Origin of the sequence: Nevskia soli DSM 19509, from assembly GCF_000711955.1 — a bacterium.
GTDB lineage: Bacteria > Pseudomonadota > Gammaproteobacteria > Nevskiales > Nevskiaceae > Nevskia > Nevskia soli.
Window position 1 is genome coordinate 82,395 of the sequence record NZ_JONR01000007.1, and the last position, 14,166, is coordinate 96,560.

At 66.0% G+C, this 14,166-nt stretch carries 15 protein-coding genes and 1 tRNA gene; 10 read left to right on the forward strand and 6 right to left on the reverse strand.

Features of this window, described 5'->3' with window-relative positions; translation table 11 throughout:
- Window positions 1-21: 21 nt before the first annotated feature.
- Complete coding sequence (gene gloA, locus BP26_RS0103730) at window positions 22-435, reverse strand: lactoylglutathione lyase (protein WP_029919242.1); 414 nt, start codon at window positions 433-435, stop codon at window positions 22-24.
- Between the two features lie 250 nt (window positions 436-685).
- On the opposite strand from gloA, the gene BP26_RS0103735 reads away from it, so the two are divergent.
- The 4 genes from BP26_RS0103735 (at window position 686) to BP26_RS30825 (ending at window position 3,733) form a co-directional block, all read left to right on the forward strand.
- A complete protein-coding gene (locus BP26_RS0103735) occupies window positions 686-1,201 on the forward strand; it encodes an HNH endonuclease (protein WP_245611698.1) in 516 nt (171 codons plus the stop codon).
- Between the two features lie 73 nt (window positions 1,202-1,274).
- On the forward strand, window positions 1,275-1,961 hold the full coding sequence (locus tag BP26_RS0103740) for a M24 family metallopeptidase (protein ID WP_029919244.1): 687 nt from the start codon (window positions 1,275-1,277) through the stop codon (window positions 1,959-1,961).
- Between the two features lie 41 nt (window positions 1,962-2,002).
- The gene (locus BP26_RS0103745; RefSeq protein ID WP_051748228.1) at window positions 2,003-3,361 is read left to right on the forward strand and encodes a DNA recombination protein RmuC; all 1,359 of its coding nucleotides are present in this window, start codon (window positions 2,003-2,005) and stop codon (window positions 3,359-3,361) included.
- 243 nt (window positions 3,362-3,604) lie between these two features.
- Window positions 3,605-3,733: a hypothetical protein gene (locus BP26_RS30825; protein WP_281172676.1), complete on the forward strand. Its 129-nt coding sequence runs from the start codon at window positions 3,605-3,607 to the stop codon at window positions 3,731-3,733.
- Window positions 3,734-3,902: 169 nt separating this feature from the next.
- Here the strand turns inward: BP26_RS30825 and BP26_RS30280 are convergent, their stop codons facing one another.
- The gene (locus tag BP26_RS30280) at window positions 3,903-5,663 is read right to left on the reverse strand and encodes a hypothetical protein (RefSeq protein ID WP_211254818.1); all 1,761 of its coding nucleotides are present in this window, start codon (window positions 5,661-5,663) and stop codon (window positions 3,903-3,905) included.
- Between the two features lie 16 nt (window positions 5,664-5,679).
- On the opposite strand from BP26_RS30280, the gene BP26_RS0103760 reads away from it, so the two are divergent.
- Window positions 5,680-6,150, forward strand: coding sequence for a hypothetical protein (locus BP26_RS0103760; protein ID WP_157572343.1), 471 nt, complete (start codon window positions 5,680-5,682; stop codon window positions 6,148-6,150).
- Between the two features lie 14 nt (window positions 6,151-6,164).
- Here BP26_RS0103760 and BP26_RS0103765 read toward each other — a convergent pair whose 3' ends face one another.
- Both BP26_RS0103765 and BP26_RS0103770 read right to left on the reverse strand, forming a co-directional pair.
- On the reverse strand, window positions 6,165-7,259 hold the full coding sequence (locus BP26_RS0103765) for an OmpA family protein (RefSeq protein WP_084182772.1): 1,095 nt from the start codon (window positions 7,257-7,259) through the stop codon (window positions 6,165-6,167).
- A gap of 438 nt (window positions 7,260-7,697) precedes the next feature.
- Window positions 7,698-7,771, reverse strand: a tRNA-Gly gene (locus tag BP26_RS0103770).
- Window positions 7,772-8,075: 304 nt separating this feature from the next.
- Here BP26_RS0103770 and thiS point away from each other — a divergent pair.
- From thiS to BP26_RS0103795, 5 genes are all read left to right on the forward strand, one after another.
- Window positions 8,076-8,324, forward strand: coding sequence for a sulfur carrier protein ThiS (thiS, locus tag BP26_RS0103775; RefSeq protein WP_084182773.1), 249 nt, complete (start codon window positions 8,076-8,078; stop codon window positions 8,322-8,324).
- Between the two features lie 106 nt (window positions 8,325-8,430).
- Window positions 8,431-9,237 carry a thiazole synthase gene (locus BP26_RS0103780; protein ID WP_029919250.1) on the forward strand — a complete coding sequence of 269 codons (807 nt, stop codon included), beginning with the start codon at window positions 8,431-8,433 and terminating at the stop codon, window positions 9,235-9,237.
- A 2-nt stretch (window positions 9,238-9,239) separates the two neighbouring features.
- Window positions 9,240-9,968 carry a tRNA (guanosine(46)-N7)-methyltransferase TrmB gene (gene trmB / locus BP26_RS0103785; RefSeq protein WP_029919251.1) on the forward strand — a complete coding sequence of 243 codons (729 nt, stop codon included), beginning with the start codon at window positions 9,240-9,242 and terminating at the stop codon, window positions 9,966-9,968.
- A 9-nt stretch (window positions 9,969-9,977) separates the two neighbouring features.
- Window positions 9,978-10,874, forward strand: a complete 897-nt coding sequence (locus BP26_RS0103790) for a phosphoribulokinase (protein ID WP_029919252.1) — start codon at window positions 9,978-9,980, stop codon at window positions 10,872-10,874.
- A gap of 51 nt (window positions 10,875-10,925) precedes the next feature.
- Entirely contained in the window at window positions 10,926-11,960 is a 1,035-nt protein-coding gene (locus tag BP26_RS0103795) for an NADP(H)-dependent aldo-keto reductase (protein WP_029919253.1), read from the forward strand.
- A gap of 551 nt (window positions 11,961-12,511) precedes the next feature.
- Here BP26_RS0103795 and BP26_RS0103800 read toward each other — a convergent pair.
- Entirely contained in the window at window positions 12,512-13,345 is an 834-nt protein-coding gene (locus tag BP26_RS0103800; protein ID WP_029919254.1) for an MBL fold metallo-hydrolase, read from the reverse strand.
- 37 nt (window positions 13,346-13,382) lie between these two features.
- Window positions 13,383-14,087 carry a molybdate ABC transporter permease subunit gene (modB, locus tag BP26_RS0103805; RefSeq protein ID WP_029919255.1) on the reverse strand — a complete coding sequence of 235 codons (705 nt, stop codon included), beginning with the start codon at window positions 14,085-14,087 and terminating at the stop codon, window positions 13,383-13,385.
- Window positions 14,088-14,166: the final 79 nt, after the last annotated feature.

Genomic DNA, 14,166 nt, shown 5'->3' on the forward strand with positions numbered 1-14,166 from the left:
GCGCCCGATCCGGCGGCCGGTTTAAGCGGCCTGGCCCGGTTTGCGCTGGATGAATTCGATCTTGTAGCCGTCCGGATCCTCGACGAAGGCGATGACGGTGGTGCCGTGCTTCATCGGCCCGGCCTCGCGGGTGACCTTGCCGCCGCGCTGCTTGACCAGTTCGCAGGCCTGGTAGGCATCGTCCACCTGCAACGCGATGTGGCCGTAGGCGCTGCCCAGTTCGTACTTGTCGACACCCCAGTTATGGGTCAGCTCGATCTCGGCGTCGCCGACCTGCTTGCCGTCGACGCGGTCGTCGAAGCCGACGAAGGCCAGGGTGAACTTGCCGTCCGGATAGTCCTGCCGCGACAGCAGCTTCATGCCCAGGACCTTGGTGTAGAAGTCGAGGGAGCGATCGAGGTTGCCGACCCGCAGCATGGTATGGAGGATGCGCATGGGGGATTCCGGTTGGAGAATGGATGGTCGCTCAGGGACCGTGCGGCGGCCGGACGGTTCCGTGGATTTTCAGCGCATTTTAAGCCGCGGCTGGAGCCGGCTTCAGTGGATTCGCCGCTTTTTAGCGCCTCCGTGTCACGAAACTTGCGCAATTCGGTGCAACCATCGCTTTTGAAACACAAAAGGCAGGTTTTACGCTAGAGTTAGGGTTACGATGATTCCATCGATCCTCAAGCTTGATAAGGGCGGTATGCCAGTCGCTTGGATTCGCTGGCAGACGGCCGCCACTCTCTACGCCCGCAAGCGTGTGTGCTGGGAAGCGGGTGAGGAGCGTTTTGTCGTTCGCGGCGGCACCTGTGCCCGTACCGGCCGGGTTTCCGAGCTGCGCATCGGCTCCATCATCGCCGTCGCCGATCGCTCGCGGCGCTTCGAAGGCAGCGCCCCGCTGCTGACCAACCGCACCCTGTTCCAGCGCGACCATAACCTGTGCATGTACTGCGGCAACCAGTTCTCGCCTGGCCTGCTGACCCGCGACCATGTGGTACCGGCCTCCCGCGGAGGCTCCAGCGCCTGGGAGAACTGCGTCACCGCCTGCCGCCACTGCAACCAACGCAAGGACGACCGCACGCCCGAGGAAGCCGGCATGAAGCTGCTGGCGATTCCCTATACGCCGAATCTTGCGGAGTACCTGATCCTGAGCAACCGCCGCATCATGGCGGACCAGATGGAATTCCTGCTCAGTTTCGCCCGCAAGAAAGCGGCATAAGGATTCGCTGCGCCCGCGCGTTTCGGGTTCAATACGGACCCCAGGCCCGTATATCGCAGCCCTCCGACTTCCCATGCACAGTGAAACCCAGCGGGTCGCCGCGCTTGCCGAAGCGCAACGCAAAGCCGCGGCGTTTTTCGATCGCATCGCCGCGAGCCTGATCCGCCCGGGCATCAGCGAATCGCAGTTGACGCGCGAGATCGCCGAGTTGGGGTGCCGTGAATTCGGCATCGGGCGGAACTGGCACAAGCGCATCGTCCGCGCCGGCATCAACACCCTGGCGCCCTACGATGAAAATCCGCCGGACCTGACCCTCGGCGCGGACGACATCCTGTTCATCGACCTGGGGCCGGTGTTCGAGGAATGGGAGGCGGACTTCGGCCGCACCTACGTGATCGGCAGCGATCCGCACAAGCTGCGCCTGCGCGACGACGTGGCCGCGGCCTTCGCCGCCGGCAAGAAGTACTACCAGGAACATCCGCACATCACCGGCAGCGGGTTCTACGCCTACGTCCGGCAACTGGCGGAGCGGGCCGGCTGGGAATTCGGCGGCAGCCTCGCCGCCCACATGATCGGCGAGTTTCCGCACAAATCCCTGCCGGTGGACAAGAGCGTGGCCTGGGCCGATGCCGGCAATCACACGCCGATGCGCGGGCTCGATCCCCTGGGCCGCGAGCGCCACTGGATCCTGGAAATCCACTTCGTCGACCGCACGCGCGGTATCGGCGGTTTCTACGAAGAGCTGCTCACCATTGGCTGAAGCGCCGTGCCGGCTTGCCGCATAGGGCCTAAAATCGGCGGATGACGCCTTCCACCCTCCTGATCGTAGTCCTGGCCGCCGCGCTCGGCGCGCTGCTCGCCTGGCTGGCCGGACGGGCCCCCACCGAACGCCAGCGCGCCAATGCCGCCGCCGCCGAGGCGAGCGCAGCGGCACAGGCGCAGGCCGCGGCCGCGCGCGAGCAGGAACTGAGCGGTGCCCGCGCCGTCGGCGAGCAGCTGCGCGCGCAGCTGGCGGCGGCGCAGTCGGAAGGCGCCGTGCTGCGCATCACGCTCGACAAGGAGCGCGAGGCCGCCGCCGACAAGCTCAAGCTGCTGCAGCAGACCGGCGAAGAAATGACGCTGCGCTTCAAGCAGCTGTCGCAGGAGATCCTGGAAGACAAGTCGCGCCGCTTCACCGAGCAGAACCAGCTGAACATCGAGCAGATCCTCAAACCGCTGCGCGAGAAGATCGCCGGCTTCGAGCAGCAGGTGAAGCAGTCCTACGAACTGGAAACGCGCGACCGCGTCGCGCTGAAGGAGCAGATCGCCCAGCTGGCGCGGCTCAACCAGCAGGTCTCGGCCGAGGCCAACAACCTGGCCGGCGCGTTGCGCGGCCAGGCCCGCACCCAGGGCGCCTGGGGCGAGCTGATCCTGGAGCGCATCCTGGAGCTGTCCGGGCTGGAGAAGGGGCGCGAATACGAAACCCAGTTCGCCACCCGCGACGAGGCCGGCCAGCGCTACCGGCCCGACGTGGTGGTGCACCTGCCGGGCGGACGCGACATCATCATCGACGCCAAGGCCTCGCTCAGCGCCTATGCGCGCTTCAGCGAAGCGGTGGACGAGGCCGCGCGCGAAACCGCGCTGGCGGCCCATGTGACCTCTTTGCGCGGCCATATCCGCGAACTCGGCGGCAAGAACTACCAGTCGCTGGAAGGCATCGGCTCGCTCGATTTCGTGCTGATGTTCGTGCCCAACGAAGCGGCTTATATCGACGCGGTGCGCTCCGCCCCGGGGCTGTACGAGGAAGCGCTGACGCAGAATATCGGCCTGGTCTGTCCCTCGACCCTGCTGCCGACCCTGCGCACCGTCAACAACCTGTGGAAGGTCGAGCGCCAGGGCCGTAATGCGCAGCAGATCGCCGAGGAAGCCGGGCGTCTCTACGACAAGTTCGTCGGCTTCGAGCAGGATCTGAGCCGGCTCGGCAGCGCGCTCAACAGTGCCAGCAAGGCCTACGCCGATGCCCGTGGCAAGCTGCTGGAAGGGCCGGGCAACGTGGTGCGCAAGATCGAGCTGCTGAAGAAGATGGGGGCCAAAGCCAGCAAGCAGCTGCCCGATGCGCTGCGCAGCCAGGCGCTGCCCGATCTCGACGAGGAAATCGAAGAAGGCGGCGGGGAGTCCTGAGCGGTTCGAGCGCAGGCCGGCGTTTCCGGCGTTCTCAGGTGCATCGCCCGAGGCAAGCCCCCCGGCCTTCCACCCGGAGCCTGTCCCATGTCCCTCAAAGTGCTCTATAACCGCCCACGCCACCGCCGGCGGCGGCCGTAATGGCCATACCGCTTCGTCCGACGCATCGTCTCGGTCGATCTATCCTCTCCCAAGGCCACGGGCGGTTCCACCGATTTCGTCGCCAAGCAGCAGAAGCCGGCGGTGAGCGAAATCAAGATGGAGGCGGCACTGGGCATCGGCACCGTGTCCAAAGGCGGCTTCGGCCTCAAGGTCGACCGCACCGTCACCGTCAAGAGCATCGCCCAGGCCGAGGCCGAAAAGCCGGTGTAGGAGGCGCACCGGTATTCCAACGCCCCCGCGGCAACATCGAAGTCACGCTCAAGGCCATCGCTGCCTGAGCCGCCTTCCTGACCAGCTGCCCATCGGCGGGTCAGGATTCCAGGCAAAAAAAAAGCCCGGTGCGTCTTGCGACGGACCGGGCCGTAAGGAGTGTCGGATCCTAGGGCGTGCTGACGCAGGCCTGGTAGAGATTGGCCTGGTCGAGCACCGCGAGCAGGTTGCCGTCGGTGAATGCCAGTCCGTTGAAGTCCTTGGTCGTCTTGAAGCTGACGAAGGAGGCGTTGGGGTTGGAGAGCAGGGTCAGCAGGTCGAGATGCAGCAGCCCGCTGGCGCCGGTCGCAGTCTCCAGCACTGTGCCATCCTTCAACGTGCTGATCGAAAAACTATTCAGCAGAGCCGCTGTAAGCAACTCGCCCGGCTTGGAGGCGATGAAGCCGGCGACAAGCCCACCGGTGAAGGTCTTCTTGTTGGTCACCACCAGCGACTCGGTTGAGAGCAGGCCTACCGCGGAGTTGACGATGGCGTAGTTGGTCGGATCCTGATTCAACACGTTCTGCGGCTGCTGCACCGAGCAGCCCACGCATATGCCGCTGCTGCGGCTGGCAACGCTGGCATCTGCATCGGTCCAGCTCAGGGTCGGCAACGCTGTGCCATCGGCTTTGACAGCCCCGCAATCGATGGCGGTAGGTGCCGGCAAGCCGACATACAGGCTTGCCGTAGCCGAGCTGGTGCCGCCCAACGGCACGCTGCAGCTGAGGCTGTAGGTGTAGATGTTGGGATTGGTCGGCGCGACCAGTATCAGGCTGCCGCCGGTGTCAGCCACCGGCTGGGACCAGTTCGGATCATTTGCCGTATTGGTTGCGGTGCAGGAATTGCCGCCGGTGGTGCCCGGGCCCGTGTAGGTCAGTTTGAAGGAGGCTCCGGGGACGACCACCGCACTCGGGGCGTTCGGGTCTGTCGACGAAATGGTGATCGACACCGGACCGGCCGGGGGCGTGGCGCCGCTGCTGCCCGAGGACGAGCCGCTGCTGGACGAACCTGAACTGCTGCCCGAGGACGAGCCGCCGCTGCTGCTCGAAGAGGACGAGCTGCTGCCGCCCGAAGAACTGCTCGAGGAAGACAGCTGGGTGCTGATGCAGGCCTGATAGACATTGGCCTGGTCGATTACCGTCACCAGGCCGCTGCTGACGACCTGCACCGCATCGAATTCCTTGGTGGTGGTAAACCCAAGGAACTTCGACTTCGGGCTGGCGAGCAGCGTCAGCAGGTCCAGGCGCAGCGGAGTGCTATCAGTCACGCCGGCCGAATCCTGCAAGGCGCCCTTCAGGTAGGTGTTGATCGTGAAGCCCCGGAGCAATTCGAGCGTCAACAACTGAGCCGGGTTGGATACCACGAAGCCCGCGATGTGCCCGGCCGTGTAGGAATTGACCGTATCGGTCACGGTCAACGCCTCGCTGCCGGCCAAGGAGACCGGCTTGTTCAAGGTCGCGTAGTCGGTCGGATCCTGGTCGACGACGTTGTTGGGCTGCGAGGTGGAGCAGCCGACGCACAGGCCGGCGGTGGTGGTTGACACCACAGCCTGCGGCGCGAGCATGTCCCGGGTGGGGATCGGCACACCGAAGTTGTCGGTGACGCCGCAATCGGTGGGCACCGGAATCGGCACGCCGTCGAACAGGAACGCCGAAGCGGACTCGGTCACCTTGTTGGCGCCGGTGCCGGTGGTGCAGCTGATGGCGTAGGTATAGATATTGGCCTTGGACGGAGCAGTCAAAGGCACCGTGCCGCCAGCGCTGGAGACCGTGCTGCCGGCGGTGCCACCCCAATTGGGGTCATTGGCCGAGTTGGTGGCGGTGCAGATCGTGCTGCTGTCCGGAGCCTTGGGGCCGGTATAGATCAGGTTGAACGCGCCGTTGGGCAACACCTGGTTGGGATCCAGCTTGATCGTTACGCCGGTGGCGCCGCCGCCGCTACTGCTGCTTGCGCCGCTGGAGGATGAGCCACTTGCTCCGCTCGACGAAGCGCCGCTGGACGCACCGGAAGATGCGCCGCTGCTGGCTCCGGAGGAAGCGCCGCTGCTGGCACCCGAGGAGGCGCCGCTGGACGCGCCGGAAGATGCGCCGCTGCTGGCTCCGGAGGAAGCGCCGCTGCTGGCGCCCGAGGAGGCGCCGCTGGACGCACCGGAAGATGCGCCGCTGCTGGCTCCGGAGGAAGCGCCGCTGCTGGCGCCCGAAGAGGCGCCGCTGGACGCACCGGAAGAAGTGCCGCTGCTGCCGCTACTGCCGACGCCGCCAGGGCCGCCGTTGGCCGAACAACCGGCCAGCGTCAGTCCCGCGGTGACCAGCAGCGCAGCCGCGCTGCGCGACAACCTACCCAACTTGATCGAGCTATTCATGATGACGTTTCCCTGAACCTGAGTCCTGTATTACTTATCCAGCACGCGGAATTCGACGCGACGGTTACGCTCGCGATCGTCCGCGGTCCGTTCCGGCGAGATCAGCGGCTCGGTCTTGCCGTAGCCCTTGGCGCGCAGCTGATCCGGCTTGGCGCCCTTGGCGATCAGGTACGCCCGCACCGCCTCGGCACGCTTCTGCGACAGCGTGAGGTTGGCGGCGGCGCTGCCGATGCTGTCGGTGTGGCCGGCGATCTCGACACGCAGGCCTGGCTGGCCGATGAAGGCCGGGGCGATGGTGTCGAGAATGGTCTGGGCGTTGGCGCTCAGGCGGGCCTTGTTGAACTCGAAGGTGACGCCGTTGAGCTCGATGGTCTGGCCGGGGATGACGCAACCGTGCGCATCGACCTTGAGGCCGTGCGGGGTGTTGGGGCACAGATCGTGCTCGTCGTCCACGCCGTCGCCGTCGCTGTCGATCCAGGGGCGCGGCACTTCCTTGACCAGCGGCTCCATCGTCGGCGGGATCGAGGGCGGCACTTCGATGACGCGCTCGACCACGCGACCCAGCGGGATTTCGATGCCGATCAGGGCACGGTAGTCGTTGAAGCCATCGTGATAGAAGTCGCGGATGTAGCGGCCTTCGCCGCGCAGCTTGATGCCGTCATACAGCGACTTGGTGACGAAGCCGATGCCGGCTTCGGCAACGAAACTGGTGCTGTCGTCGCTCTGCGGATTGACGTCCTGATACAGGGCGCCGATGCCGACCAGGCCGTACGGGGTGATCGCGGCCTTGCGGCGGTCCCACAGGCTGTATGCCAGGTCCACCGTGCCGCCCCACTGGTAGAAGTCCGTGCCGTGATTGCGGCCGGTCTCGAAGATCGAGCCCTGGATGTTCCCTTCGATCGAGAAGTGATCGCTGAACTGGTTGCCGTAGATCACCGAGGTGGTGAAGCCGTTCCGCTGGGTGCCGCGGCCGCTGTCCGGAATGGCGTATCCCGGCAGGATGGCGATGTAGTCGCTGGAGATCAGCTGCTCCTGGATGCGGACGACAGGAGCGTCCTGGGCAGTTGCAGCGGCGGAGAACATCGCGAGCACGGCGGCTGCGATAGGAGCTAGACGAATGCGCATTGGCACTACTTCCCTGCTTATAAGTCCCGATTTTCCCAAGCGCCCGAATGAACTTCAGGAGCGTGGCCCTGAGTACTGCTCACCATTCACGATGCCGAACGAACCACTTCACTTTGCAGTCGCAACCGCATCTGCCGGCGGCTTTTTTATTGGTGAATATTGAAAGCTGCATACCGCTACATACTGAGTGTAACTGAAATTGTTGGCAAAGGAGAAAGCATGTTTCGCGCCAGTACCCTGGCGTCGGGGCATAAGCCGGGTCTGACGCCGACATCAGGACGCCGGATAGGTGCCGGGCGGGGCTGGTACGGTTGTAGCTGCTGGAAACGGAGGCTGGGGGCCTTGATTTGACCCGAATTTCCAGCCTCGCAAAACCGTGGACCGGTCGCCGGCACCGCGCTGCGACGGAATTGTGCGGCCGGGACGGCAAGGGGAAAGTGGAGCGGGTGATGGGAATCGAACCCACGCTAGCAGCTTGGGAAGCTGCAGTTCTACCATTGAACTACACCCGCGTGCCCGTGCGAATAGTCTAAACGATGACCGGCTGGCGGGTGCAATGCCGGGGGCGGCTTTTAAGCGCTGGTGGAGGATCCGCCAGCTTTCAGGCTGCTACTGCCCGCCACAAACGGCCGGCAGGAACTGCTGCTCCAACCGCATGGCCCCGGAGTGCCTCGAGCCCGCTACCAGACGATTCCGGACGGTCGGGGGAGAAATAGGCAAAACCTGGGGTGCAAAGGCAGGGGTGATCCCGCTGGAGGTCGCGTTCCATCCGGAGGAGATGCAACACGGAGAGCCCCGTGGCTGGAGTAAAGTAAAATGAAGCGTTCCGACGCCCCCTTACCGGTATATTTCCTGGCCATCGTGATGCAGATTGTCGTCAACGGCGAAAATACCGCCGTCTCCGAGGGAATCACCCTAGCCGAGCTGGTCGGGAGCCTGCAGCTGGCCGGGCAGCGTCTGGCCATCGAATTGAACGGCGATATCGTGCCGCGCAGCCGCTGGCCGGAAGTACACCTGAACGGCGGCGACCGCGCCGAGATCGTCCGGGCCATCGGCGGCGGCTGAAACCGCGCCTGTCGCCCGATTTTCAGCATACTCGGCGGCCGCGGGGCGCCGCAGCCGCGCTTCCCGGTGCCTCTGCCCGGATGCCCGCAACCAAGGATTCTGACCGATGACCCAAGCCCAACCGACCCAGTCCCTGCCCGACGCCCTGCGCATTGCCGGGCGTTCCTACGCCTCGCGCCTGCTCGTCGGCACCGGCAAATACAAGGACCTGGAGCAGACGCGGCGCGCGGTCGAGGCCAGCGGCGCCGAAATCGTCACGGTCGCCGTCCGCCGGACCAACCTGGGACAGAAGCCGGGCGAGCCGAACCTGCTCGATGTCCTGCCGCCGGACCGCTACACCATCCTGCCCAATACCGCCGGCTGCTATAGCGCCGAGGACGCGCTGCGCACCTGCCGCCTGGCACGCGAACTGCTGGATGATCACCGGCTGGTCAAGCTGGAAGTGCTGGGCGATGCCAAGACCCTGTTCCCGGACGTGACCGCCACCCTGGCTGCCGCCGAGCAGCTGGTGAAAGAGGGCTTCGAGGTCATGGTCTACACCAGCGACGATCCGATCATCGCCAAGCGCCTGGAAGAACTCGGCTGCGTCGCGGTGATGCCGCTGGCGGCCCCCATCGGCTCCGGACTGGGCGTGCAGAACCGCTACAACATCCTCAGCATCATCGAGAACGCGCGGGTGCCGATCATCGTCGACGCCGGCGTCGGTACCGCCTCCGATGCCGCCATCGCCATGGAACTGGGCTGTGACGGCGTACTGATGAACACCGCCATCGCCGAGGCCAGGGACCCGGTGCTGATGGCCAGCGCCATGAAGCACGCCATCATCGGCGGCCGCGAAGCCTTCCGCGCCGGGCGCATGCCGCGGCGGCGTTACGCTTCGGCCTCGTCACCCCTCGACGGCACCGTCGTCTGATCGTGACCGAAGCCGCCCGCCACGATTCCGCCGATTCCGGCGCCCCCGTCGAGGGCGCGCCGGCGCACCATATCCGCAGCTACGTGCGCCGCGAGGGCCGCATCACCTCGGCCCAGGAAGAAGCGCTGGAACAGCTGTGGCCGCGCTACGGCATCGACCCCGCCGGTACGGTGCTCGACCTGCCGACGATCTTCGGGCGGCGGGCGCCGCTGGCGGTGGAGATCGGTTTCGGCAGCGGGGACCACCTGCTGAGCAGCGCCCAGGCGCGGCCGGATACCGACTTCATCGGCATCGAGGTGCATCGTCCCGGCGCCGGTCGCGTCCTGCAGCAGGCGGACAAGCTGGGACTGACCAACCTGCGCGTGCTGTGCACCGACGCGGTGGAAGTGCTGCGCCAGTCCCTGCCCGCGGCCAGCGTCGACGAGGTGGTGATCTTTTTCCCCGATCCCTGGCCCAAGAAGCGCCACCAGAAGCGGCGCCTGGTGCAGCCGGCCTTCGTCGAACTGCTGGCGCGGGTGCTGCGCCCCGGCGGGCGGCTGCGCATGGCCACCGACTGGGCCGACTATGCCCGCCACATGCTTGAAGTAATGGCTACGGCGTCGCAATTCAGCAACGTCGCGGGTGAAGGCGGCGCCATCCCGCGCCCGGCCGACCGGCCGCTGACCCGCTTCGAAGCGCGCGGCCTGCGCCTCGGCCACGAAGTCGCCGACTTCGAGTTCGTCCGGAAATAGCCTCTAACCATGTCCGTCGAACATCCCATCATCGCGGTCACCGGCTCCTCCGGCGCCGGCACCAGCACCGCCCGGCGGGTGTTCGAGCGCATCTTCGACAGCCTCAAGCTGGAAGCGGCCTACATCCCCGGCGACAGCTTCCACGCCTATGATCGCGAACAGATGCGCGCCCTGGTGGAGAAGGCGCGCATCCGCGGCGAGAACTTCAGCCACTTCGGTCCCGGCGCCAACCTGCTGGACCGCCTGGAAAAGCTGTTCCGCGACTACGGCGCGCGCGGCACCGGCATGGTGCGCAGCTACCTGCATACCGAGGCCGAGGCACAGGAAGCGGAGCAGCCGGTCGGCACCTTCACCCCCTGGACGCGCTTGCCGCCGGATACCGACGTGCTGTTCTATGAAGGCCTGCACGGCGGTGTCGTCACCTCCGAGGTCAACGTCGCGCGCCATGTCGACCTGCTGATCGGCGTGACGCCCATCGTCAACCTGGAGTGGATCCAGAAGATCAAGCGCGACCGCGACGAGCGCGGCCAGACCGTGGACGACGTCACCGGCACCATCCTGCGCCGCCTGCCGGACTACGTCACCTACATCACGCCGCAGTTCTCGCGCACCGACGTCAACTTCCAGCGCGTGCCGCTGGTGGATACCAGCAACCCCTTCGTCGAACGCGATATCCCCACCGCCGAGGAAAGCCTGGTGGTGATCAGCTTCCGCCTCAACTCCAGGGTCGAGGCCGACATCGGCAAGCTGGTCGACGGCATCCCCAACGCCTTCCTGTCGCGTTCCACCACCGTGGTGGTCCCCGGTACGGAGATGGAGGTGGCGATGGAAGCCACCCTGCGCCCGGCCGTGAAACGCCTCGCCGCCGCGCGGCGCAAGGCGCTCAAGGACAAAGAAAAGGACTAGGGCTGCACCAGCCTGCGTCCGTCCATTCATTCGCTATCAGGACCGATCCGCATGCGCACCCGCAAGCTTGGCCCCACCGACCTCGATGTCACCCGCATCTGCCTCGGCACCATGACCTGGGGCGAGCAGAACACCGAAGCCGAGGCGCACGAGCAGCTCGATTACGCCGTGGCCCAGGGCATCAATTTCATCGACGCCGCCGAGATGTACCCGGTGCCGCCCAAGGCCGAGACCCAGGGCCGCACCGAGCAATACCTCGGCACCTGGCTCAAGGCGCGCGGCAACCGCGACAAGCTCATCATCGCCACCAAGGTCATCGGCCCCGGCGAATTCCCCTGGCTCCGCGGCGGTCCGCGGCTGGATCGCGCCAGCGTGCTCGCCGCCTGCGACACCAGCCTGCAGCGCCTGCAGACCGACTACATCGACCTGTACCAGGTGCACTGGCCCGCGCGCAGCACCAACTACTTCGGCCAGCTCAACTACCGCGCCACCAACGATCGTGCCGCCACGCCCATCGAGGAAACCCTCGGCGCGCTGGGCGAGCTGGTGCGGCAGGGCAAGGTGCGCCACATCGGCATTTCCAACGAGACCCCCTGGGGCGTCGCCGAATACTTCCGCCTGGCGCGCGAGCGGAACCTGCCCAGGCCGGTGTCGATCCAGAATCCCTACAGCCTGCTCAACCGCAGCTTCGAGGTCGGCCTGTCGGAATTCTCGCACCGCGACAAGCTGGGCCTGCTGGCCTATTCGCCGCTCGCCTTCGGCGCCCTGTCCGGCAAATACCTCGGCGGCGCCCGGCCCCCGCAGGGGCGCCTCACCCTGTTCGCGCGCTTCAGCCGCTACAACGGCGAGCACGCCGACCACGCCATCGGCGAGTACGTCGCACTGGCGCGGCAGCACGGCCTCGACCCCGCGCAGATGGCCCTTGCCTTCGTCACCGCGCGGCCGTTCACCACCTCCACCATCATCGGCGCGACGACCATGGAGCAGCTACGCTCGAATATTGCTTCGAGCGAGATCAAGCTTTCGGATGAGGTGTTGCAGGGGATCGAGGCGATTCACAAGCGATACACGATTCCCTGTCCCTGATACCCCTGTTTTTCCCCATGGGTGCCATGCGTGCCAAGGTTTTTTGTTGGCACGCATGCGGCGAGCGTGTTCCTTTCCACCGGAAAAAAGGCCGCGAAAGTCGGGGCTGTACATCCCTGCGTTGAGGGCAGCAGAACTGTATCCCCGCCTGCGCGGGGATGACGAAAAGGGCTAGGGAGTGTTCAAGAGCGACGTTTCGGCTTTTGATGTTCCCCCCGTTGCCTGCGCCGAGCATCGCAGCCCGCGGCGACGTAGGCTCGCGCCTGTTTGGCGCGAGGCGAGGCAGGATGCCGAAGCGTTTTTGTACAGGCCAGGGATGGCCTGTACAAAAACCCCGCCGCGGGCGAGAAGCGCAGGGGACCCATCAATCACCAAAGGTGATTGATGGGCGCAGGCTCCGGGGCGGCGCTTCTTTGGTTACTTTCTTGTCGCTGGAGACAAGAAAGTGACCCGCCTTCAAGGCGGAACCGCAATCTCAATCTGCGACTCCAACGCCTCGCGCGCAAGCGCGTACATCAAGGTTTCAATGAGCATGCAAGGAGCTACGCAGGCTAGCCCGTATACCGCGCCAACTCCACCGGATCATGCGCACAAATCAACTCCACCTCCTCCCCCTTGCTGCGCGCCAGCTCCAGCAACCGCGCCTGGTTGGCCTTGCGCTGCTGGCCATCCACCTGCACCAGGTTCTGGAACAGGCTCAACCCCGGCGTGCAATACGGATGCGCCGGATTGACCTCGTCGCGATAGAAGTAGGCATCCCCGCAATGCAGCAGCCATCGGGCGCCATTCTTGCCGCCGCCGTTGATCGCCACGCCGCAATGGCCCCGCGTATGCCCGATCAAGGGCACCAGCAGGATTTCGTCGCGGCTGCCGGGCAGGGTGCGGATGCTGTCGAAGCCGTTCCAGCGCTCGCCCTGGATTTCGTGCATGACCCACTTCGGCCGGTGGGCGAAGTGCGCGGGCCGGTAGCGGCCTTTCTCGCCCAGGCTGGGGCGCTCCATCGCGGCGTGATGTTCAGGCTTGAAGATATGGACCTGCGCGTCGGGGAAATCGGACAGGCCGCCGGCATGGTCGAGGTCGAGGTGGGTGACGACGATGTGGCGCACGTCGGCGGCCTTGAAGCCCAGCGCCTGCACCTGGTGCAGGGCGGTCTCCTCCATCAGCAGCTTCGGCTGCACCACGAGGTTGAAGGCGGCGCCGAGCTGGCCGGGATTGCGCACGTCGCCGGTGCCGAGGCCGGTCTCCACCAGCACCAGGCCGTCGGCACCCTCGATCAGCAGGCAATGACAGCACATGTCGGCGGCTTCGAGCAGGCCGCCGTGGCCGTTGATCAGGCGCTTGCCGAGCGGGCACATGCTGCCGCAGTTGAGATGATGGATCTTCAATGACATGCGGGCTCCTCCCGGATCGTTGTTTGAACGGTCAGCGCGGCTGCGGCCTGGGCGGCGCCGGCGTGCGCTGGCGCAGCCAGGCGATGAACAGCAGCATCGCCAGGGACGAGGCCAGCAGCACCAGGGCGTAAGTATGCGCCACGCTGTAGTTGAGTTTCTGCGTTTCGTCGTACAGCGCGATGGAGGCGACCCGCGTCACGCCGGGGATGTTGCCGCCGAGCATCAGCACCACGCCGAACTCGCCCATGGTGTGGGCGAAGGACAGGGCGGCACCGGTGATGATGCCGTTGCGCGCCACCGGCACCATCACTTTCCAGAACACCTGCCGCGCACGGGCGCCGAGGGACACGGCCGCTTCGATCAGGCCGGCGTCGACATCACGCAGCGAGGACTGCATCGGCTGCACCGCGTAGGGCAGGCTGTACAGCACCGAGCCGACCACCAGGCCGGGGAAGCTGAAGGCCAGGGTGCTGCCGAACAGCGCCTGCCAGGCCTGTCCGATGGGGCTGCGGTTGCCCAGCGCCAGCAGCACGTAGAAGCCGATCACGGTTGGCGGCAGCACGATCGGCAAGGTCACCATGGCTTCCACCAGCGGCGCCGCGTGCGAACGCGAACGATTGAGCCAGCCCGCCAGCGGCAATCCCAAGGCCAGCAGGATCACGGTCGAGGTGGCCGCCAGGCGCACCGTCAGCCACAGCGAAGCCCACAGCTCGGGGCTGAGTGCGGCGAGATTCAAGTGACCGGTACTCCCGGCATGGCGGCGCTAATCCTGTGATCCGGGGCGCAGTGTGCCAGCAGGCTGCCGCCCGGTGCCA

Coding starts and splice junctions, on each gene's coding strand:
- BP26_RS0103765 (WP_084182772.1), bottom strand. CDS start 7,259: ATGCGCATTCGTCTAGCTCCTATCGCAGCCGCCGTGCTCGCGATGTTC.
- BP26_RS0103735 (WP_245611698.1), top strand. CDS start 686: ATGCCAGTCGCTTGGATTCGCTGGCAGACGGCCGCCACTCTCTACGCC.
- BP26_RS0103790 (WP_029919252.1), top strand. CDS start 9,978: ATGTCCGTCGAACATCCCATCATCGCGGTCACCGGCTCCTCCGGCGCC.
- BP26_RS0103745 (WP_051748228.1), top strand. CDS start 2,003: ATGACGCCTTCCACCCTCCTGATCGTAGTCCTGGCCGCCGCGCTCGGC.
- thiS (WP_084182773.1), top strand. CDS start 8,076: ATGAAGCGTTCCGACGCCCCCTTACCGGTATATTTCCTGGCCATCGTG.
- BP26_RS0103795 (WP_029919253.1), top strand. CDS start 10,926: ATGCGCACCCGCAAGCTTGGCCCCACCGACCTCGATGTCACCCGCATC.
- gloA (WP_029919242.1), bottom strand. CDS start 435: ATGCGCATCCTCCATACCATGCTGCGGGTCGGCAACCTCGATCGCTCC.
- BP26_RS0103780 (WP_029919250.1), top strand. CDS start 8,431: ATGACCCAAGCCCAACCGACCCAGTCCCTGCCCGACGCCCTGCGCATT.
- BP26_RS0103740 (WP_029919244.1), top strand. CDS start 1,275: ATGCACAGTGAAACCCAGCGGGTCGCCGCGCTTGCCGAAGCGCAACGC.